We start from the raw sequence: 18,800 nt of genomic DNA on the forward strand, positions 1-18,800 counted from the left end.
GGCAGGCTCCTGGGCAAAATCAAGGAGGAGGCCGTCGCCGCCAGGCGGCGGCCGGGGGACATTTGCCGAGGGGCCTGCCGGTCGCTGCGGGGCCCTTACGCTCGCGGCAGCTTCGAGCGGAGACGCCACCACGAGCCACAACGAGCCCCTACAACTACCCGCAGGGGCATTGCGTCACGGGCCCCGGTTTGGGCATCCTCGGGGTATGTCATCTCCCCTTCGTTCGATCCATGTCGTGGCCGGCGTCATCACCGATGCCCGCGGCCGCATCCTGCTCAACCGTCGTACCGAGAACCGCGATATGGCCGGCCTGTGGGAGTTCCCGGGCGGCAAGCGGGAGCCCGGCGAGACCTCCGAGCAGGCCCTGGTGCGGGAACTGCGCGAGGAGCTGGGGATCGAGGCGGAGGTCGGTGAGTGGATCATGGACGTGCCGCAGATCTACCCGGACAAGCGGCTCCGCCTGGAGGTGCGCCGGATCCAGGGCTGGAAGGGCTCGCCGCGTGGGCGGGAAGGGCAGGCGATCACCTGGGTGGCCCCGGACAAACTGCACCGGTACTCGATGCCGCCGGCAGACCTGCCGGTGGTGGCGGCGTTGCGCCAGCCGGATCGGTATCTGATTACCCCGGAGCTGGAGGGCGAGGAGGACAGTGTCCACCAGGCTTGGCTGGGGCGCCTGGCGCAGGCGCTGGAGAGTGGCGTGCGCCGGGTGCAGCTGCGCACGCCATCCAGTCCGGCGCGGGTGGCGCTGGCCGAGCGCGTGATCCAGCAGCATGGGCCGCGCACGCAGTGGCTGGTGAACCGGGATATCGACCTGGCCGGGCGGCTGGGCGTCGGGGTGCATCTGGGCAGTGAGCAGCTGCTGGCGCTGGGCGAGCGGCCGCTGCCGGCCGGTCAGCTGGTGGCGGCCTCCTGCCACGATCTGGCGCAGCTGCAGGCGGCGCAGCGGCTGGGCTGTGATTTTGCGGTGCTGGGACCGGTGCACACGACGGACAGCCATCCCGGCATCGCGCCGCTGGGCTGGGACGCGTTCGAAGCGCTGCGCGAGCAGGTCTCGCTGCCGCTGTACGCGCTGGGCGGGATGACCCCCGGCGATATCGAGCAGGCGCGCCGCCACGGCGCGCAGGGCATCGCGGCGATCCGCTCGCTGTGGCCAGCTACAGCGTGATCCAGAAGCAGCCGTACTGACGCCGCAGGCCGAACACGGTCCGGGCCGGGGTGGCGGTGCTGCCCAGGGTCTGTTCGATGCGCAGTCCGATGGGGCGGGGGCGCGAAGGCGCCGATTCAGGACCTGCAGCGGCAAGCGCCGGGTCCACCATCACCGGCGCGCTTTCGGGGTAGACCGGGGCGATGTCGACCAGGGGGCGCTGCACCACCGATTCCAGCCGCCCGATGATGTGGTTCGCGGTGGCGTTGGAGACGTTGCTCCACAGGTAGATCGAGGACAACCGGTTCACGTCCTGCGCGCTGACCGCGTCGCGGATCTGGCCGGTCAGCTCGCTGAGCCGGCGCGCGCAGCCGGCGCGATAGATGCCGGTGTTGCCCACGCTCGCGGTGCGCGGGGGCAAGCGCGACGTAGCACCCACTGCATCGCAGCGGCGGTCGGTGAAGACGGTTTCGCCCTGCGCGTTGGTACAGCGGTTCACGCGCTGCGGCGCCTGCGCCAGGACGGGCAGCGAGGGCAGGCACAGCGCACACAGCAGGAGCCACACGAGCGGTTTCATCGCAGCAGCGTAGCGGCGCCGGCGTTATCTGCAAGCGATGCGCAACCGCCTCAGCTGCGCAGCAGTTTCAGCACCTGGGTGGTCGGCTTGGCCAGGTTGAGCGTATAGAAGTGCAGGCCCGGGGCGCCGCCGGCGACCAGGCGTTCGCACAGGCTGGCCACCACCTCGGCACCGAACGCGCGGACCGATTCAGCATCGTCGCCATAGGCCTGCATGCGTTTGCCGATCCAGCGCGGGATTTCCGCACCGCACTGCTCGGAGAAGCGGCGCAGCTGGCTGAAATTGGAGATCGGCATGATGCCCGGCACGATCGGCACGGTTACACCCAGCGCGCGCACGGCATCGACGAAGTGGAAGTAGGCGTCGGCGTTGAAGAAGTACTGGGTGATCGCCGCATCGGCGCCCGCGTCGATCTTGGTCTTGAAGTGCTTCAGGTCGAGCAGGGCGTCGCTGGCCTGCGGATGGGTCTCCGGATACGCGCCCACTTCAATGCGGAACGCATCGCCATGCTCGGCACGGATGAAACTGATCAGTTCGGAGGCATAGCGCAGGTCGCCGGGATGGCCCATGCCGGAGGGCAGGTCACCGCGCAGGGCGACGATCCGCCGGCAGCCGATCGCGCGGTACAGCTTGAGCAGCTCGCGGATCTCCTCGCGGCTGCCACCGACGCAGGACAGGTGCGGGGCGGCTTCGAAACCATGGTGCTGCTTGAGGTGGCGGACCGTCTCGGAGGTGTAGCTGAGCGTGGAACCGCCGGCACCGAACGTACACGACACGTACTCCGGCGCGAACACCTTCAGCTTGGCCGCGGTCCGGTCCAGCTGGGCGCGCTGCTCGTCGGTCTTGGGCGGGTAGAACTCGAAGCTGATGGCGGTCATGGGCGGGATGCGTCGGCGGGTGTGGTCCAATCATATCTCTTCATCGCGATGAATGTGAAGTGCATGGTATGTCGCGTGCACATCGCGGCGCGTACAGTGGCCCAGACCTCAACGGAGCAACCGTCATGCAGATTCTCGTCACCGGCGGCACCGGCTTCATCGGGCGTCGCCTGTGCACGCGCCTGCTGGCCGAGGGCCACGACCCCATCGTCCTGACCCGCCGGCCCGGCCGGAACCCGCAGCCGGGGATCCGCAGCGTTGCCACGCTGGACGAGGTCGGCCCGGTCCAGGCGGTGGTCAACCTGGCCGGCGAGCCGCTGATGGACGGCCGTTGGAGCGATGCGCGCAAGCAGGCGCTGCGCGACTCCCGGATCGGCACCACCCAGGCGCTGCTCGCCTGGATCGCTGCGCTGCCCGAACGGCCCCGGGTGCTGGTGTCCGGTTCGGCGATCGGCTGGTACGGCCCGCGTGACAGCACACCCCTGGATGAAACCGCCTCGCCCGGGCATGACTTCGCGGCGATGCTGTGCCGGCAATGGGAAGCGGAGGCCCTGAAGGCGGAAGACCTCGGCGTGCGTACCTGCGTGCTGCGAACCGGTATCGTGCTCGACCGGGACGGCGGGGCCCTGCTGAAGATGCTGCCCCCGTTCCGGATGGGCGTGGGCGGCCCGATGGGCGACGGCCGGCAGTGGATGAGCTGGATCCACCGCGAGGACCTGGTCGGCATGATCCTGTGGCTGCTGGGCAACGGGCAGGCGCGCGGTGCCTACAATGGGACCGCGCCGGGTACCGTCACCAACCGCGTGTTCGCCACCACGCTGGGCGAAGCGCTGCATCGTCCTGCGCGGCTGACCACCCCGGCCTTCGCGCTCAAGGTGGCGTTCGGCGAGATGGCCGGGCTGCTGTTGACCGGGCAGAACGTGCAGCCGGTACACGCGCTGGCCGAAGGCTTCACGTTCCAGTACCCCTCGCTGCCGGGCGCCCTGCAGGCCATCGTGGGCGCGCCGGAGCACTGAGGTCGCATTTCCATCCCCGCCTGGCGACCGCTCATGGCCCGCTGCGGCCGCTGCTCATGTCATCGCCCCGGCCGTGCCTGCATGCGGCAGTCTGCAGGCTCACCCCAGCCGGAGCCTGCCATGTCGACCCGCCGCAACCGCCGCATCCACTCCCTTGCGCCATTGGCCGCACTCGCGCTCACCGCCTGGGCCACCTTGGTCAGCCCCGCCCACGCAGCGACCGAAGCGTTCCAGGTTCTGCAGGTCGAGGTGATCGGCACCGGCCGGCCGGTGCTTATGATCCCCGGCCTCAACAGCGGCGCGCAGGTCTGGCGCGAGACCTGCGCCGCGCTGCAGCCGCAGGTGCAATGCCACCTGATCCAGCTGCCCGGCTTCGCCGGTGCGCCCGCCGTGGCCAGCGATGATTTCCTCAGCGCCATGCGGGACCGCCTGCTGGCCTACAGCGCCGACCGCAAGCTCGATCATCCGGCGGTGATCGGCCACAGCCTCGGCGGCGTCCTGGCCCTGCAGATGGCGATCGCGGCGCCGCAGAAGATCGGCCCACTGGTGATCGTCGATGCCTTGCCCTACTTCGGCGCGGTGCAGAACCCGGCGGCGACACCGGCTACGCTCAAGCCGATGGCCGAGCAGATGCGGGCCGGCATGCTCGCCGCCGACGCCACCCGGTACGCGGCGCAGACCGATGCCGCGGTGGCCGGGATGGCGCATGCACCAGAACGTGTTGCAACGTTGAAGCAATGGGGACGCGACAGTGACCGCGCCACTACCGCCAACGCGATGTATTCGATGACCATGACCGACCTGCGCCAGCCGATCGCCGGCATCACCGCCCCGGTGATGGTGCTCGGTGCCTGGGCGGCTTACCAGCCGTTCGGTGCGACCGAAGCCAGCACGCGCCAAGTGTTCGCGACGCAGTACGCCGCGCTGCCCGGGGTGCGGATCGAGATGAGCCGCGCCGGCTACCACTTCCTGATGTGGGATGATCCGCGCTGGCTGCAGACGCAGATTCGGGACTTCCTCGATCTGCCTGCGGCGCCCTGATCGATAGCGGCATGGAGATGATGAGCACGACGCAGGCAGCACGCAGTTCCGGCTTCTGGTGGGCCAACGCGGGGCTATGGTCCGGCTACCTTGGCTTGAGCCTGGGAATGGGCATCGCCTACCGGGGCAACTGGTCGGGCGGGACGCTGATCTATGTGACGGTCGCGCTAGGCCTGTTCGTCGGCAGTGCATCGATACGCAGCTGGGCACTCCGTCATGCATGGCTGCAGCGTGATCTGCTCGGGTTGACGTGGCGGATGGCGCAGGCTGTGATGATCGTCGCGGCCGCCATCCAGCTCTTCACCGCCGCAGTGCTGCTTCCCGCGCTTGCGTGGGATTGGGTGGCGCTGCCGGGCCAGCGCGCCTATTACAGGCCGATCGACACGTTCAACTATTGGCTCAGCACCGCCATCGTCCTGAGCGTGTGGTGCGCACTGTGGACCGGCCGCCGCGCGCTGCAGCGGGCCCGGCACAGTGAAATGGCACAGCTGCGCGCCGAAGCACAGCGGGCGACGCTGGAGCACCAGGCACTGCGTGCGCGGCTCAATCCCCACTTCGTGTTCAACGCGCTCAACAACCTGCGTGCACTGATCAATGAAGACCCGGCGCGCGCACGCGACATGGTCACCCATCTGTCCAGCACGCTGCGCCACGCCCTGGTGCATACCGATGGCGATTGGGTCACCGTGGCCGAGGAGTGGCGCGTGGTGCAGGACTACCTCGCGGTGGAGGCGATCCACTACGAAGACCGCCTGCGGGTGCGCACCGATATCGACCCCGCCGCGCTGTCCGCACGGCTGCCGCCGATGGCCCTGCAGCTGCTGGTGGAGAACGCGATCAAACACGGCATCGCGGTCCACCCGGGCGGTGGCGAGCTGACGATCCGCGTGCACCTCGATGGCGGCTGGCTGCGGGTGGAGGTGGACAATCCCGCCCCGCACGACGCCAGCAGCGCAGGCCACGGTATCGGGTTGACGTATCTGCGCGCCCAGCTCGGCCTGGACGAGTCGCGTTCCGCATCCGGCCGCGGCACGTTCCTGCTGGAGCGTCAGGGTGAGCACATGATGGCCCGATTGCAGGTGCGGCAATGAGCCCCTCCCTGCGCGTGCTGATCGTGGACGATGCGCGGCTGGCGCGCAGTGAACTGCGCACGCTGCTGGCGGCGATCCCGTGGGTGGACTGTGTCGGTGAGGCGGACGATGTACCCGCCGCGCGCGATGCGATCCTGCGTGAGCAGCCCGACCTGGTGCTGCTGGATGTACAGATGCCCTCGGGTGAGGGGTTCGATGTGCTGGATGGACTGGAGACCGTGCCGATGGTGGTGTTCGTGACCGCCTACGACCAGTACGCCGTGCGCGCCTTCGACACCAATGCGCTCGATTATCTGGTCAAGCCGGTGGAGGCCGACCGCCTTCGGGCGGCGCTGGAGCGCGGCCGGGCGCGCCTCCCGGTGCCGGCCGCGCCTGTAGCGCCGCACGCCACGCGTGACCTGCTGGGCGCCGACGATCAGGTGTTCCTGCGCGATGGCGAGCGCTGCTGGTTCGTGGCACTGGGCGAGATCCGCAAGATCGTGGTCGACGGCAACCATGCCCGGCTCTGGTTCCGTGACCAGAACGCGGTGCTGGCACGCAGCCTCAGTACCCTGGAAGCACGGCTGTCGCCGGCGATGTTCTTCCGCGCCAACCGCAACACCCTGGTCAACCTGCGCCGCGTGCGGGCGATCGAACCGTCGCTCGGCGATGGCTACGACCTGACCCTCGACGACGGCAGCCAGGTCGAGGTCTCGCGGCGCCAGGCGCGCGAGCTGCGTGAGCGGTTGGCGCTGTAGGGCACGCGTCGCACACGCTACCCTGTATGGGATCTCCACCGCCTGACTGTGCCCATGTCCATCGTCCTCACTGCATTCGCCCGTCCCCGCCTGTTCCCCCGCGTGCCGCGCGGCAACACCATCCAGGACTGCAGCGCCGAGCAGTTCGAACAGCACCTCAACACGCACGCGCCGTTCAAGGTGCTCGATGGCTACGCGCCGTTCTGCAAGCTGCACGTGTATGAGAACTGGACCTCCACGCGCTGCCTGACCGTGCCGATCACCGAGGCCAACCGTCACCAGCTGCGCAGTGGTTATGAAGCGCGCAACCGCGAGGAGCTGCCGGTGCTGGTGCGCTGGTTCGAAGGCGTGGAATCCCCGCGCGCGAACTACCTGGTGGTGATCCTGTACAGCGCCGAGCAGTTGGCCAAAGAGGGCTCCCCCATCGATGCGGACTGGGGCATCGTGGGCTGCATTTACACCGCCGAGCCGGAGGAAGTGCCGATGGCCCCGATCACCATGATGCGCAATGCGCTGGGCGTGGAAGAAGGCGGCTCGGGTGTGCCGCTGGATCGCGACGCTTATGCGCGCGCGGTGGCGTTCTGGGAGAGCAACGCCAACTGGCGTCCCTGAGGCGCCCAGGCTCGCTGCACGCCTCCCCTGTAGAGCCACCCCATGGGTGGCTGCACGCGGACCGGGGCGAACGCAGCCACGCATGGCGTGGCTCTACAGGTCCATGAAGCGTCCGGCTGGATGCCCATGCGCCGAAGCGTCGCGCCAGTACGATGTGCAGCGGCGATGCAATCACGCATGCGTTGGGGTTCCCTCCACGGTGGGACGCGTTGGTTTCCACTCCCACCACGGGTAGTGATACTCGCGGTCGGTGGCCAGCCAGTGCGTTGCGCAGTCCACGCAGGTGACGGCATGCGCCTCGCTCCAGCCGTCCTCGGCTTCCCCCACGGCATCGATGACCACATGCCCGCGCGTGGCCTCGCGACGCGGATCGAAGAACGGGTAGTGCGGGTAAAGCGCACACAGGCAGCCGGCCCGGTCCCGCCAGAAGCGCAGCCGGCGCAGGGCGAACTGCAGGTGATGGTTGTTGGCGAACAGGGCGCCACCCAGCGCGATGTGCGCGGTGGCGCGCTCGATCCGTTCGACCCACGGCGAAAGCGCGTCCAGTTCGGCCGGATCACGGAGCTGGGCGATGGCGCAGGCTGCGCTGTAGATGCGGTCAGGCTCGGATGACAGCAGCGCCTGCAGGTGCTGCGCGCCAGGTCCCTCGGTGGGGGCGACTGAGTCCCGGTTGAGAGGCCAGCGCATCACCGGGCCTTGCCGATGGCGGCATAGCATCCGCCGGTGAGCCGCAGCAGATCGGCCGGTGCCAGCGCCACCTCCAGCCCACGCCTACCCGCACTGACATGCACGGTCGGCAAGGCCTGCGTGCTGGCATCAAGAAAGGTGCGGTGCTTTTTCTTCTGCCCCAGTGGGCTGATCCCGCCGACCAGGTAACCGGTCGCGCGCTGCGCCGCTTCGGCGTTGGCCATCCCGCACTTCCGGCAGCCGGCCGCGGCGGCGAGTGCCTTGAGGTCCAGGGTGCCGCTCACCGGCACGATCGCCACCAGCAGCTCATGTGTCTCGGTGGTTGCCAGCAAGGTCTTGAACACCTGGGCCGGATCCAGTCCGAGCTGCTGCACGGCCTCGCCACCGTAGGATTCGGCGGCGGCGTCATGGTGATAGGACAGCACGGTGTGGGCGATGCCTGATTGCTTCAGCAGGTTGATGGCGGGCGTCATGGCGGCATCGTAGCGTGGTGCGTACCCGCTGACTTGACCGAGGCTACTGCGGTCGCTGCGATAATGGCGGCGTTCCCGTCTGGAAAGATCCCATGCGCCTCTCTGGCCAATTCAACGCGCTCACCTTCGACAGTGATGTGGCGCGCGGACCGTATCCCCCTCAGGGGTTTGTATCGATCGCGGAAGGCGCGCTCGGCAACGGCGATTGTTTCGGGCTGTACTGGCCGTTGGGGCGTGAGGGAGATGCGCCCTTCGTCTGCGAGATGTTCCATGACGAATGGCGTATGGAACTGCGCCATTCCTCGGTGCAGGTGTTTTCGCAGTGGCTGGAGCTGAACGAAGGCGAGTATGGCGAGCTTGAGGTCGAAGATCCCGGTTCGCCAACCGGGCAGTTGGAGCAGGCGCGCGCGCAGGTGCTGGCGGGGCAGGTCGAGCAGGCGATTGAACTGCTGCGCGCAGCATGCACCGCCTTCCCGGAGCTTCAGCAGGGCTGGGCGCTGCTGGCAAGCCAGTACATGCGGCAGGGGCAGCGCGATGCGGCGATCGATGCAGCACGTTCGGCCGTGATTGCCAACTGGGCGTTTGGCATTCCCGAGGCCGGCGTGCTGCGCATTCTGCGCGCTGCCCCGGCCAGCACTGACCCGGTGATCGCGTTGGTACAGCGGATGGGCTTCGCCTTTGGCGGCGCCAAGACCAATCCGGATTACGCGCTGATGCAGGCCTGCATCGATGACTGCTGGGCCGCCGGTGACGCGCTGACCGCGCTGCGACTGTCGCAGAACCGCTGCTACGTGCTTGCGGGCGAAACGGTGTCGTTCCAGGAACGGGAAGGGTTCGCGCTGTCGCGCTGGCAAGCGGACTTCGCCGCGCAGTGTCAGGCCGTCCTGAACGACGACCGCAGGTGTTTCGGCCAGGACTGAAGGGTTTTCCGCCACGAAAACGGGCGCCTTTCGGCGCCCGTCTGTTTTCAACGCAACTGGACCGGCAGGCCGATCAGTAGCGGTAATGCTCCGGCTTGAACGGACCATCCACCGGCACGCCGATGTAATCGGCCTGTTCCTGGCTCAGGGTGGTCAGCTTCACGCCGATCTTTTCCAGGTGCAGACGCGCCACTTCCTCGTCCAGCTTCTTCGGCAGCAGGTACACCTTCTTCTCGTAGCTGTCCTTGTTCGCCCACAGGTCGATCTGTGCGAGCGTCTGGTTGGCGAACGAGTTGGACATCACGAAGCTCGGGTGGCCGGTGGCGCAGCCCAGGTTCACCAGGCGGCCTTCGGCCAGCAGGAAGATCGCGTTGCCGTTCGGGAAGACGTACTTGTCCACCTGCGGCTTGATGTTGATGTGCTGCACGCCCGGGAAGCCGACCAGCGCGTCGACCTGGATCTCGTTGTCGAAGTGGCCGATGTTGCAGACGATGGCCTGGTCCTTCATCGCGCTCAGGTGCTCGATGCGGATGATGTCCTTGTTGCCGGTGGTGGTGACGTACAGGTCGGCACGGCCCAGGGTGGATTCGATGGTGTTGACCTCGAAGCCTTCCATCGCGGCCTGCAGGGCGCAGATCGGGTCGATCTCGGTGACCACCACGCGCGCGCCGTAGGCACGCAGCGAAGCGGCGCAGCCCTTGCCCACGTCACCGTAGCCGCAGACCACGGCGACCTTGCCGGCCAGCATCACGTCCATCGCGCGCTTGAGGCCATCGGCCAGCGACTCGCGGCAGCCGTACAGGTTGTCGAACTTGCTCTTGGTGACCGAGTCGTTGACGTTGATCGCCGGGATCAGCAGGGTGCCGGCCTGGGCCAGCTGGTACAGGCGATGCACGCCGGTGGTGGTCTCTTCGGAGACGCCCTTCCAGTCCTTGACCACGCGGCCCCAGTAACCCGGGCGCTCGGTGGCCACGCGCTTGAGCAGGTTCTTGATGACCTGCTCTTCGTGCGAGGCGGCTTTTTCATTGACCCAGTTGCTGCCGTTCTCGAGCTCGTAGCCCTTGTGGATCAGCAGGGTCACGTCGCCGCCATCGTCCACCACCAGCTCCGGGCCGGTCAGGGTGCCGTCGGGCAGGGTGAAGGTCAGTGCATCCAGGGTGCAGTCCCAGTATTCCTCCAGCGACTCACCCTTCCAGGCGAACACCGGGGTGCCGGACTTGGCGATCGCGGCGGCAGCGTGGTCCTGGGTCGAGAAGATGTTGCACGAGGCCCAGCGCACGTCGGCGCCGATGTCCTTCAGGGTCTCGATCAGCACCGCGGTCTGGATGGTCATGTGCAGCGAGCCGGTCACGCGCACGCCCTTCAGCGGCAGGGTGGCGGCGTGCTTGCGGCGGATCGACATCAGGCCCGGCATTTCATGCTCGGCGATGTCCAGCTCCTTGCGGCCCCAATCGGCCAGGGAGATATCGGCAATCTTGTAATCGCCTTCGGTGGAGAAGGTCTTGGCAACAGCGTTCATTCAAAGCTCCGGTGTAATGACGAGTCGGTACTCGTGTTCGCCGGGCGCCGTTGGAACCAATCCTGGCCACCGAGCCTGGCCGCCCCCGGAAAGGTCCGGAACGGTCGCAGCGCCCCTCGGTGGAGGGTCGCCCATTATATCGCGGCCCGCTGCGTTGGCATGAATCGGTCCCCGCCCCCAACCATCGGCAGGGGGGCGATCGGCGCCCGGCTGTTAAGGTCGGGGGTTTGTATCAGCATAGGGACGGAACATGACACGCAACCATGGTCGACGCGCACCGCAATGGCGCCATACCTTGATCCTCGGCCTGGCCCTGCTGGCGGTGCCGCCGTTGGCGCTGGCCGCCGCGCCGGCCGCGAAAACCTCTGCGCAGGCCGTGGCCGCCGCCAAGGGCGACCCGAGCGGCTATGAGCTGCCCTCGCCGGCGCTGCAGGCGGTGGTCGACGCGCCGCGTGCCCCGACCCTCAGCCTGTCCCCGCGCCGTGACCTGGCCGCGCTGCTGCAGACCCCGCCGCTGCCGTCGATCAACGACGTCGCCCAGCCCGAACTGAAGCTGGCCGGTCTGCGCATCAACCCGGCCACGCATTCGGCCAGCCGCTTCAGCTTCGCCGACAAGCTGTGGCTGATGAACGTGGCCGATGGCAAGGAGCGCCAGATCAGCGGGCTGCCGCAGCCGTTGTCGATCGCCACCTTTGCGTGGTCGCCGGACCAGAAGTACATCGCCTTCAACCAGGTGCATGCGGCCACCAACACCAATGAACTGTGGATCGTTGATGTGGAGGCCGGTTCGGCGCGGCGCCTGGTCGGCGATCTGAACACGGTGATGGGCGATGGCTACAGCTGGCAGCCCGACAGCCGGGGCCTGCTGGTGATGCAGCAGCTCAACGGCCAGGGGCCAGCACCGTCTGCCGGCGGCATTCCGACCGGCCCGGCGATCCAGCAGACCGAGGCCGACGCCGGCGTCCGCACCATCCGCACCTACCAGGACATGCTCAAGAACGAGGCCGATGCCCGCCTCTTCGACTACTACGCCAGCGCGCAGCCGGCCAAGGTCGCGCTCAACGGCGTGACCACGCCGCTGTCCACCGGTGGGGTGTACTGGGATGTCACCCTCTCCCCGGATGGCCGTTACCTGCTGAGCGAGCGGGTGGTGCGTCCGTATTCCTATCTGGTGCCGGCCAGCGCGTTCGCGCGTCGCATCGAAGTGCTGTCCGCCGTGGACGGCAAGCTCGAACACACCGTCGCCGACCTGCCGTTGAAGGAAGGCCTGCCGACCGGCAACGATGCGGTGGCCACCGGCGTGCGCCGGATCGACTGGCGCGCCGATGCACCGGCGACCCTGGTCTGGGCCGAAGCGCAGGACGGCGGCGACCCGAACCGCGCGGCCAAGGTGCGCGATGCGGTGCTGATGCAGGCCGCCCCCTTCGATAAGCCGCCGGTGACGCTGGCGCAGCTGGGCAGCCGTTACGCGGGCATCCAGTGGGGCCGTGGCGATCTGGCGCTGCTCAACGAATCGTGGTGGAAGAACCGCGAGGTCAAGCAGTGGCGGATCGCGCCGGACCAGCCGGAGAAGGCAGCGGAACTGCTGTCGGCGCGTTCCTCCCAGGACCGCTACAACGACCCGGGCCGCCCGGGCCTGGTGCGCGACGTCAACGGTCGCTCGCGCCTGCAGGTCAGCGCCGATGGCCGCAGCATCTTCCTGTACGGGCTGGGCGCCTCGCCGGAAGGCGACCGTCCGTTCGTGGATCGCCTTGATCTGGACAGCAAGCAGACCACCCGCCTGTTCCACTCGCAGGCGCCGTCCTACGCCGCGCCGGTGGCGCTGCTTGACCAGGAGGGCACCTCGCTGCTGCTGACCCGTGAATCGCCCGACGAGCCGGCCAACTTCTACGTGCAGTCGCTGGCCGATGCCACCGCCGCACCGAAGGCGTTGACCCACTTCCAGCACCCGCTGCCGCAGCTGCGTGGGGTGAGCAAGGAGCAGATCCGCTACAAGCGCAACGATGGCGTCGACCTGACCGCCACGCTGATGCTGCCGCCGGGCTACAACGCGAAGAAGGACGGTCCGTTGCCGCTGCTGATGTGGGCCTATCCGGGCGAGTTCAAGACGGCCGAGGCCGCCAGCCAGGTCACCGATTCCCCGTACCGCTTCAACGCGATCAGCTACTGGGGCCCGCAGGCGTTCCTGGCCAAGGGCTACGCGGTGCTGGTCAGCCCGTCGATGCCGATCATCGGTGAGGGCGACAAGGAACCGAACGACACCTACCTGCCGCAGCTGATCGCCAATGCCGAGGCCGCCGTGAATGAAGTGGTGCGGCGTGGCGTGACCGACCGAGAGCACATCGCGATCGGTGGTCACTCCTACGGTGCGTTCATGACCGCCAACCTGCTCGCGCATACCCGCCTGTTCAAGGCTGGCATCGCGCGCAGCGGCGCCTACAACCGCACGCTGACCCCGTTCGGCTTCCAGGCCGAAGAGCGCAACTACTGGCAGGCGCAGGACGTCTACCAGAAGATGTCGCCGTTCAACTACGCCGACAAGATCAAGGACCCGATCCTCTTCATCCATGGCGTGGACGACAACAACTCCGGCACGTTCCCGATCCAGAGTGAGCGCATGTTCGCCGCGGTGAAGGGGCTGGGCGGTACCTCGCGGCTGGTGATGCTGCCCAACGAATCGCATGCGTACCGCGCACGCGAGTCGATCATGACCATGCTGGCCGAAAGCGAGCGCTGGCTGGAGCAGACCGTTGGCGAGGGAAAGCCGGTGAAGAAGAAGCGCTGAAACAACCGGTGGGTACCGGCCGTTGGCCGGTACCTCGCGATGAAGGTGACCGGTAGTGCCGGCCGCTGGCCGGCTCCTCGGAATGCACGCGATCGGTAGTGCCGGCCGCTGGCCGGCTCCTCGCGATGCCCGCACTGGCACCTGTCAGATCTGCATGGAGCCGGCCAGCGGCCGGCACTACCAAATGTAACTATTTGCGCGACGCAGCAACGACGCGATTGTGGGTTAGGCTTGAGCGGATTCCGTTCCCGAGGCCAGTGCGTCGCAGATGAACGAGTACCGTAGCAGCATCGTTTTTGCCACTCCCGATATTCCCCTGCGCGACGATGTACGCCGACTCGGCGCACTGGTCGGCGACCTGCTCGCCGAGCAGGTCTCCACGCAGTTTTTCGATGATGTGGAACAGGTGCGTACGCGCGCCATCGCCCGCCGCGAAAGCGACGCCCCCCTGTCCGATCTCAACGATGCGCTGACCGGCTTGCCACCGGCACGCGCCGAAGCGATGGTGCGTGCGTTCAGTACCTATTTCCAGGTGGTGAACATCGCCGAGCGGGTGCACCGCATCCGCCGCCGCCGCGACTACCAGCGCGCCGGTACCGCCACGCCGCAGCCCGATGGCCTGCAGGACGCACTGGTCAACCTCAAGGCACAGGGCGTCACCCTGGACGAACTGGCCGAGTGGCTGCCGCGCATCGACATCGAGCCGGTGTTCACCGCGCACCCGACCGAAGCGGTCCGCCGCGCGCTGCTGGAGAAAGAGCAGTTGATGGTGGCCAGCCTGGTCGACAACCTCGACGGCCAGCGCACGCCGGGTGAAGCGGCCGCCGACGCGGCACGTTTCCGCATGGCCCTGACGGCGTCGTGGCAGACCACCGATTCCTCGCCTGTGCGCCCGACCGTGGACGACGAGCGGGAGCATGTCGGCTTCTACCTGGTGCAGGTGCTGTACCGGGTGATTCCGGTGCTGTACGAATCGCTGCAGCAGGCGCTGCTGGATACCTACGGCGAGGAACTGCCGCTGCCGCGCCTGCTGCGCTTCGGCACGTGGGTGGGCGGCGACATGGATGGCAATCCGAACGTGGACGCCGGCACCATCCGCAACACGCTCGATGCGCAGCGCCAGGCCGTACTCGGCCGCTACCAGAAAGACCTGCTGCAGCTGGCCAGCCTGCTCAGCCAGTCCACCGAGCGGGTGGCGGTCAGCGATGCGCTGCAGGCACGTGTGGAGCAGTACAAGGTGCTACTGCCCAAGGTCACCTCGCGGCCGCGACATGCCGACATGCCCTACCGCCTGCTCAACGACCGCATGCGCGCACGCGTGCAGGCGACGATGGACGATGCGGAAGGCGCCTACGCGTCGCCGCAGGAGCTGACCGACGACATCGAGCTGATCCTGCGCAGCCTGCACGAGAACAAGGGCGACCATGCCGGCGGCTTCGCGGTGCGTCGCCTGCTGTGGCGGGTGCGCACCTTCGGCTTCCATCTGGCGCGCCTGGACGTGCGTCAGGAATCGAGCGTGCATGGTCGCGCGCTCGCCAGTGTGCTGGATGGGCAGGACGCCTGGGACGCCGCCGACGCGGTCACCCGCGCCGCGCGCCTGGCCCCGTTCGCCAGTGGCGAGCAGGCGCTGCCGGCGAGCGATGAGGAGGGCGGTGAGCGGCTGGATGCAGTGTTCGCGGCACTGGCCGATGCACGCCGGCGACACGGTGCCGACGCGCTGGGCAGCTACATCATCTCGATGGCGCACGACCGCAGCGATGTGCTCGCCGTACTCGCGCTGGCGCGCCGCGGCGGCCTGGTGGATGACGCCGGCGCGGTGCCGCTGGACATCGCGCCGTTGTTCGAAACCGTGGATGACCTCAAGCGCGGTACCGACACCCTGCGCGATCTGCTGGCCGACCCGGTCTACCGCACGCACCTGGCCTCGCGCGGTGATGTGCAGATGGTGATGCTCGGCTATTCGGACAGCGGCAAGGATGGGGGCATCGCGGCGTCGCGCTGGGGCCTTCAGCGCGCCCAGGTAGAACTGTTGGAGGTCGCTGCCGAGAACGACATCCGCCTGACTTTCTTCCACGGCCGCGGCGGTTCGATCAGCCGCGGGGGCGGCAAGACCACGCACGCGGTGGATGCCTCGCCGCGTGGCAGCATCGATGGCCGCCTGCGCGTGACCGAGCAGGGAGAAGTGATCCATCGCAAGTACGGCATCCGCGCGCTGGCGCTGCGTTCGCTGGAGCAGTCCACCGGTGCGGTGCTGCGCTCCAGCCTGCGCCCGCGCGAAGCGGAACCGCGCGAGGAACAGTGGCGCCCGGTGATTGACCTGATCGCACAGAAGAGTGCGGATGCCTATCGCGCCTTCGTCGGCCAGAAAGACTTCATGCAGTACTTCCGGCTGGCCACGCCGATCGACGTGATCGAGCGGATGACCTTGGGCTCACGCCCCTCGCGCCGACTGGGTGAGGATGCCGCGTTGAGCAACCTTCGCGCGATTCCGTGGGTCTTCGCGTGGAGCCAAGCACGTGCCGTGATTCCGGGCTGGTATGGCGTCGGCAGTGGCCTGCAGGCAGCGATCCATGCCGGCCACGAGGACACCCTGAAAGAAATGGCGCGCGACTGGCCGTTCTTCAGCACCTTCCTGGACGACATCGCGATGGTGATGTCCAAGGGCGACCTGACCATCGCCGAGCAGTTCTCGCAGCTGTCCGGTGCATTGCATGGGCGCTTCTTCCCGCAGATCCAGGGGGAGCTCGACCTCACCTCACAGTGGATCCTGGCACTGACCGGGCAGGACACGCTGCTGCAGCACGATCAGCGCTTGGCGCTGTCGATCCGCCTGCGCAATCCCTACATCGATCCGATCAGCGTGCTGCAGGTGGACCTGCTGCGCCGCTGGCGGGAGAGCGGTGGCGAAGACGATGACGTGCTGCGCGCGCTGGTGGCGTGCGTGAACGCTGTTTCGCAGGGCGTACAGAACACCGGGTAGGCCATGAAGGGGGAGTGCCGGCCGCTGGCCGGCAGCGCTTCTCAGACCCGCTCGACCAGATCACCTGGTGCAGGCGGATTGGATGCCAGCAGCTCCAGGTGGCGCTGCTCCATCTCCTCGCGCAGCTGGCGGCGGATCAACGCGGCGGCATGCCGGCGGCGTTCGTCGGCAGTTTCCAGCACCAACGGCGGCACCGGGGTCGGCTTGCCGTCGTCATCCACCGCGACCATGGTGAAGAAGCAGCTGTTGGCGTGGCGCACGCTGCGCTTGAGGATGTCCTCGGCCACCACCTTGACCCCGATTTCCATCGAGGAGGTGCCGGTGTAGTTCACCGAGGCCAGGAAGGTGACCAGCTCGCCGACCGCGATCGGCTGGCGGAACATCACCTGGTCCACCGACAGGGTGACCACGTAGCTGCCGGCATAGCGGCTGGCGCAGGCGTAGGCGACCTGGTCGAGCAGGCGCAGCACCGCACCGCCGTGCACCTTGCCGGAGAAGTTGGCCATGTCCGGCGACATCAGCACCGTCATGGAGAGCTGGTTGGATTTGAATTCGGGCATGGCTGGAGTGTAGCGCCGCTTGACCCATTGGTAGAGCTGACCGTTGGTCGGCTGGTCGCGCGCGGCGCGACGATGGTTCAAGGCGCCCAAACGACGACGGGCCGCTTTCGCGGCCCGCCGTTTGTTTCGTCGATCATTGCCGCGCTGCGCGCGGCCAGCCGACCAACGGTCGGCTCTACCCGCCGCCAGCCGACCAACGGTCGGCTCTACCCGCCGCCAGCCGACCAACGGTCGGCTCTACCCGTAAGAAAAGGGCCGCTTTCGCGGCCCGTTTCTTACTTCAACTTTGCATCCGCGCGCAGGGCGGCGGCGCGATCGGTCTTCTCCCAGGAGAAGGCGGTCGCATTGACCTGTTCGCCAGCACCGTTGGTGTAGCTGAACTCCTTGGCCTTGCGGCCGAAGTGGCCGTAGGCCGCGGTCTGCTGGTACATCGGGTGGATCAGGTCCAGCATCTGGATGATGCCGTACGGGCGCAGGTCGAAATGCTTGCGGATCAACTTTTCGATCTTGTCATCGCTGATCTTGCCGGTGCCGAAGGTGGTGACCGAGATCGAGGTCGGCTCGGCCACGCCGATGGCGTAGGAGACCTGCACTTCGCAACGGTCGGCCAGGCCGGCGGCCACGACGTTCTTGGCGACGTAACGGGCAGCATAGGCAGCCGAACGGTCCACCTTGGACGGATCCTTGCCCGAGAACGCACCCCCACCGTGACGGGCCCAGCCGCCGTAGGTGTCGACGATGATCTTGCGGCCGGTCAGGCCACAGTCGCCCACCGGGCCGCCGATCTCGAACTTGCCGGTCGGGTTGATGTGGAACTTGGTGCCCTTGTGCAGCCACTTGGCCGGCAGCACCGGCTTGATGATCTCTTCGCGGACGGCCTCGATGAGGTCCTTCTGCTTCACGCCCGGGGCGTGCTGGGTCGACAGCACCACCGCGTCGATGGCCGAGACGGCGCCGTTTTCATAGCGCAGGGTGACCTGGCTCTTGGCATCCGGGCGCAGCCAGGACAGCGGCGAGTTCTTCTTCTTGCGGATCTTGGCCTGCTGCTCGACCAGGCGGTGCGACAGGTGGATCGCGGCCGGCATGTAGCTGTCGGTCTCGTTGGTGGCATAGCCGAACATCAGGCCCTGGTCGCCAGCGCCCATTTCTTCGGGCTTCTTGCGGTCCACGCCCTGGGCGATGTGCGGCGACTGCTTGCCGATCAGGTTCAGCACGCCGCAGGTCGCGCCGTCGAAGCCGACGTCGGAGCTGTCGTAGCCGATGTCCAGGATCACCTTGCGGGTCAAGGCTTCCAGGTCGATCCAGGCGCTGGTGGTGATTTCACCGGCGACGATTGCCACGCCAGTCTTGACCATGGTTTCGCAGGCCACGCGCGCACGCTTGTCCTGGGTCAGGATCGCGTCCAGCACCGCATCGGAGATCTGGTCGGCAATCTTGTCCGGATGGCCTTCGGAGACCGATTCGGAGGTGAACAGGTAGCTGGACATCAGGCGTAATATCCTTTGATTCGGATGGAAAGATGGGCGCGAATGATACACGGCAAGTCGCGCGCTTGCATTGTGCGCCAGCGAGGGTTGCCCGTGGTTAAGCCTGCGTGCCCGTCGCAGGGCCCGGTGTGACGGGATTGAGGCCCAGCGTCACCGCCCAGTGTTCCACCAGCGTGACAAACGGCCGCCCGCAGCGGCACCTGCCCCGAGAAGCACGCCAGCCGCACGCGCCTCACGAAGGGCGCGACGTGCATCCGAACCCCGCGAGCGTCACCGGCCCGTCGTCAAACCGC

The 18,800-nt window shown here is 67.6% G+C and carries 16 protein-coding genes and 1 riboswitch; of the genes, 9 read left to right on the forward strand and 7 right to left on the reverse strand.

Going from position 1 to position 18,800, the window contains the following annotated elements; all coding sequences use genetic code 11:
- Positions 1 to 205: 205 nt before the first annotated feature.
- Complete coding sequence (locus HMPREF3113_RS08245; protein WP_070471728.1) at positions 206 to 1,165, forward strand: Nudix family hydrolase; 960 nt, start codon at positions 206 to 208, stop codon at positions 1,163 to 1,165.
- Here HMPREF3113_RS08245 and HMPREF3113_RS08250 read toward each other — a convergent pair.
- Positions 1,155 to 1,721: a hypothetical protein gene (locus tag HMPREF3113_RS08250; protein ID WP_070471729.1), complete on the reverse strand. Its 567-nt coding sequence runs from the start codon at positions 1,719 to 1,721 to the stop codon at positions 1,155 to 1,157. The genes HMPREF3113_RS08245 and HMPREF3113_RS08250 overlap by 11 nt on opposite strands.
- A 50-nt stretch (positions 1,722 to 1,771) precedes the next feature.
- Entirely contained in the window at positions 1,772 to 2,599 is an 828-nt protein-coding gene (gene metF, locus HMPREF3113_RS08255) for a methylenetetrahydrofolate reductase [NAD(P)H] (RefSeq protein WP_070471730.1), read from the reverse strand.
- Positions 2,600 to 2,724: 125 nt separating this feature from the next.
- Between metF and HMPREF3113_RS08260 the strand changes: the two genes are divergently transcribed.
- From HMPREF3113_RS08260 to HMPREF3113_RS08280, 5 genes are all read left to right on the forward strand, one after another.
- Positions 2,725 to 3,615 carry a TIGR01777 family oxidoreductase gene (locus HMPREF3113_RS08260; RefSeq protein WP_070471731.1) on the forward strand — a complete coding sequence of 297 codons (891 nt, stop codon included), beginning with the start codon at positions 2,725 to 2,727 and terminating at the stop codon, positions 3,613 to 3,615.
- 120 nt (positions 3,616 to 3,735) lie between these two features.
- A complete protein-coding gene (locus HMPREF3113_RS08265) occupies positions 3,736 to 4,656 on the forward strand; it encodes an alpha/beta fold hydrolase (protein WP_070471732.1) in 921 nt (306 codons plus the stop codon).
- Between the two features lie 20 nt (positions 4,657 to 4,676).
- Positions 4,677 to 5,747, forward strand: coding sequence for a sensor histidine kinase (locus HMPREF3113_RS08270; protein ID WP_254427835.1), 1,071 nt, complete (start codon positions 4,677 to 4,679; stop codon positions 5,745 to 5,747).
- Positions 5,744 to 6,484 carry a LytR/AlgR family response regulator transcription factor gene (locus HMPREF3113_RS08275; protein ID WP_019182471.1) on the forward strand — a complete coding sequence of 247 codons (741 nt, stop codon included), beginning with the start codon at positions 5,744 to 5,746 and terminating at the stop codon, positions 6,482 to 6,484. Before HMPREF3113_RS08270 ends, HMPREF3113_RS08275 begins: the two co-directional genes overlap by 4 nt.
- 54 nt (positions 6,485 to 6,538) lie before the next feature.
- Positions 6,539 to 7,096 (forward strand): DUF3228 family protein, encoded by a 558-nt coding sequence (locus HMPREF3113_RS08280; protein WP_070471733.1) that lies wholly within the window; start codon positions 6,539 to 6,541, stop codon positions 7,094 to 7,096.
- 171 nt (positions 7,097 to 7,267) lie between these two features.
- On the opposite strand, the gene HMPREF3113_RS08285 is transcribed toward HMPREF3113_RS08280, so the two are convergent.
- Both HMPREF3113_RS08285 and ybaK read right to left on the reverse strand, forming a co-directional pair.
- Positions 7,268 to 7,783, reverse strand: coding sequence for a hypothetical protein (locus HMPREF3113_RS08285; protein WP_070471734.1), 516 nt, complete (start codon positions 7,781 to 7,783; stop codon positions 7,268 to 7,270).
- Positions 7,783 to 8,256 carry a Cys-tRNA(Pro) deacylase gene (gene ybaK / locus HMPREF3113_RS08290; protein WP_070471735.1) on the reverse strand — a complete coding sequence of 158 codons (474 nt, stop codon included), beginning with the start codon at positions 8,254 to 8,256 and terminating at the stop codon, positions 7,783 to 7,785. The genes HMPREF3113_RS08285 and ybaK overlap by 1 nt, the downstream gene beginning before the upstream one ends.
- 92 nt (positions 8,257 to 8,348) lie before the next feature.
- Between ybaK and HMPREF3113_RS08295 the strand changes: the two genes are divergently transcribed.
- On the forward strand, positions 8,349 to 9,176 hold the full coding sequence (locus HMPREF3113_RS08295) for a tetratricopeptide repeat protein (protein WP_070471736.1): 828 nt from the start codon (positions 8,349 to 8,351) through the stop codon (positions 9,174 to 9,176).
- Positions 9,177 to 9,249: 73 nt separating this feature from the next.
- Here HMPREF3113_RS08295 and ahcY read toward each other — a convergent pair whose 3' ends face one another.
- Positions 9,250 to 10,695 carry an adenosylhomocysteinase gene (gene ahcY, locus HMPREF3113_RS08300; RefSeq protein WP_046273657.1) on the reverse strand — a complete coding sequence of 482 codons (1,446 nt, stop codon included), beginning with the start codon at positions 10,693 to 10,695 and terminating at the stop codon, positions 9,250 to 9,252.
- Positions 10,696 to 10,730: 35 nt separating this feature from the next.
- Positions 10,731 to 10,819, reverse strand: a riboswitch (S-adenosyl-L-homocysteine riboswitch).
- Positions 10,820 to 10,945: 126 nt separating this feature from the next.
- Between ahcY and HMPREF3113_RS08305 the strand changes: the two genes are divergently transcribed.
- Positions 10,946 to 13,480, forward strand: coding sequence for an alpha/beta hydrolase family protein (locus HMPREF3113_RS08305; protein WP_070471737.1), 2,535 nt, complete (start codon positions 10,946 to 10,948; stop codon positions 13,478 to 13,480).
- Between the two features lie 268 nt (positions 13,481 to 13,748).
- On the forward strand, positions 13,749 to 16,460 hold the full coding sequence (gene ppc, locus HMPREF3113_RS08310) for a phosphoenolpyruvate carboxylase (RefSeq protein WP_070471738.1): 2,712 nt from the start codon (positions 13,749 to 13,751) through the stop codon (positions 16,458 to 16,460).
- A 41-nt stretch (positions 16,461 to 16,501) separates the two neighbouring features.
- Here the strand turns inward: ppc and HMPREF3113_RS08315 are convergent, their stop codons facing one another.
- Both HMPREF3113_RS08315 and metK read right to left on the reverse strand, forming a co-directional pair.
- Complete coding sequence (locus HMPREF3113_RS08315) at positions 16,502 to 17,020, reverse strand: acyl-CoA thioesterase (RefSeq protein WP_070471768.1); 519 nt, start codon at positions 17,018 to 17,020, stop codon at positions 16,502 to 16,504.
- Between the two features lie 275 nt (positions 17,021 to 17,295).
- Positions 17,296 to 18,507: a methionine adenosyltransferase gene (gene metK, locus HMPREF3113_RS08320; protein WP_019182462.1), complete on the reverse strand. Its 1,212-nt coding sequence runs from the start codon at positions 18,505 to 18,507 to the stop codon at positions 17,296 to 17,298.
- Between the last annotated feature and the right edge of the window lie 293 nt (positions 18,508 to 18,800).

Origin of the sequence: Stenotrophomonas sp. HMSC10F06, assembly GCF_001807865.1 — a bacterium.
Classification (GTDB): domain Bacteria; phylum Pseudomonadota; class Gammaproteobacteria; order Xanthomonadales; family Xanthomonadaceae; genus Stenotrophomonas; species Stenotrophomonas bentonitica_A.

Bases quoted from the DNA above. Each gene is read 5' to 3' on its own strand.
- HMPREF3113_RS08245 (WP_070471728.1), top strand. From the start codon at position 206: ATGTCATCTCCCCTTCGTTCGATCCATGTCGTGGCCGGCGTCATCACC.
- HMPREF3113_RS08250 (WP_070471729.1), bottom strand. From the start codon at position 1,721: ATGAAACCGCTCGTGTGGCTCCTGCTGTGTGCGCTGTGCCTGCCCTCG.
- metF (WP_070471730.1), bottom strand. From the start codon at position 2,599: ATGACCGCCATCAGCTTCGAGTTCTACCCGCCCAAGACCGACGAGCAG.
- HMPREF3113_RS08260 (WP_070471731.1), top strand. From the start codon at position 2,725: ATGCAGATTCTCGTCACCGGCGGCACCGGCTTCATCGGGCGTCGCCTG.
- HMPREF3113_RS08265 (WP_070471732.1), top strand. From the start codon at position 3,736: ATGTCGACCCGCCGCAACCGCCGCATCCACTCCCTTGCGCCATTGGCC.
- HMPREF3113_RS08270 (WP_254427835.1), top strand. From the start codon at position 4,677: ATGAGCACGACGCAGGCAGCACGCAGTTCCGGCTTCTGGTGGGCCAAC.
- HMPREF3113_RS08275 (WP_019182471.1), top strand. From the start codon at position 5,744: ATGAGCCCCTCCCTGCGCGTGCTGATCGTGGACGATGCGCGGCTGGCG.
- HMPREF3113_RS08280 (WP_070471733.1), top strand. From the start codon at position 6,539: ATGTCCATCGTCCTCACTGCATTCGCCCGTCCCCGCCTGTTCCCCCGC.
- HMPREF3113_RS08285 (WP_070471734.1), bottom strand. From the start codon at position 7,783: ATGCGCTGGCCTCTCAACCGGGACTCAGTCGCCCCCACCGAGGGACCT.
- ybaK (WP_070471735.1), bottom strand. From the start codon at position 8,256: ATGACGCCCGCCATCAACCTGCTGAAGCAATCAGGCATCGCCCACACC.
- HMPREF3113_RS08295 (WP_070471736.1), top strand. From the start codon at position 8,349: ATGCGCCTCTCTGGCCAATTCAACGCGCTCACCTTCGACAGTGATGTG.
- ahcY (WP_046273657.1), bottom strand. From the start codon at position 10,695: ATGAACGCTGTTGCCAAGACCTTCTCCACCGAAGGCGATTACAAGATT.
- HMPREF3113_RS08305 (WP_070471737.1), top strand. From the start codon at position 10,946: ATGACACGCAACCATGGTCGACGCGCACCGCAATGGCGCCATACCTTG.
- ppc (WP_070471738.1), top strand. From the start codon at position 13,749: ATGAACGAGTACCGTAGCAGCATCGTTTTTGCCACTCCCGATATTCCC.
- HMPREF3113_RS08315 (WP_070471768.1), bottom strand. From the start codon at position 17,020: ATGCCCGAATTCAAATCCAACCAGCTCTCCATGACGGTGCTGATGTCG.
- metK (WP_019182462.1), bottom strand. From the start codon at position 18,507: ATGTCCAGCTACCTGTTCACCTCCGAATCGGTCTCCGAAGGCCATCCG.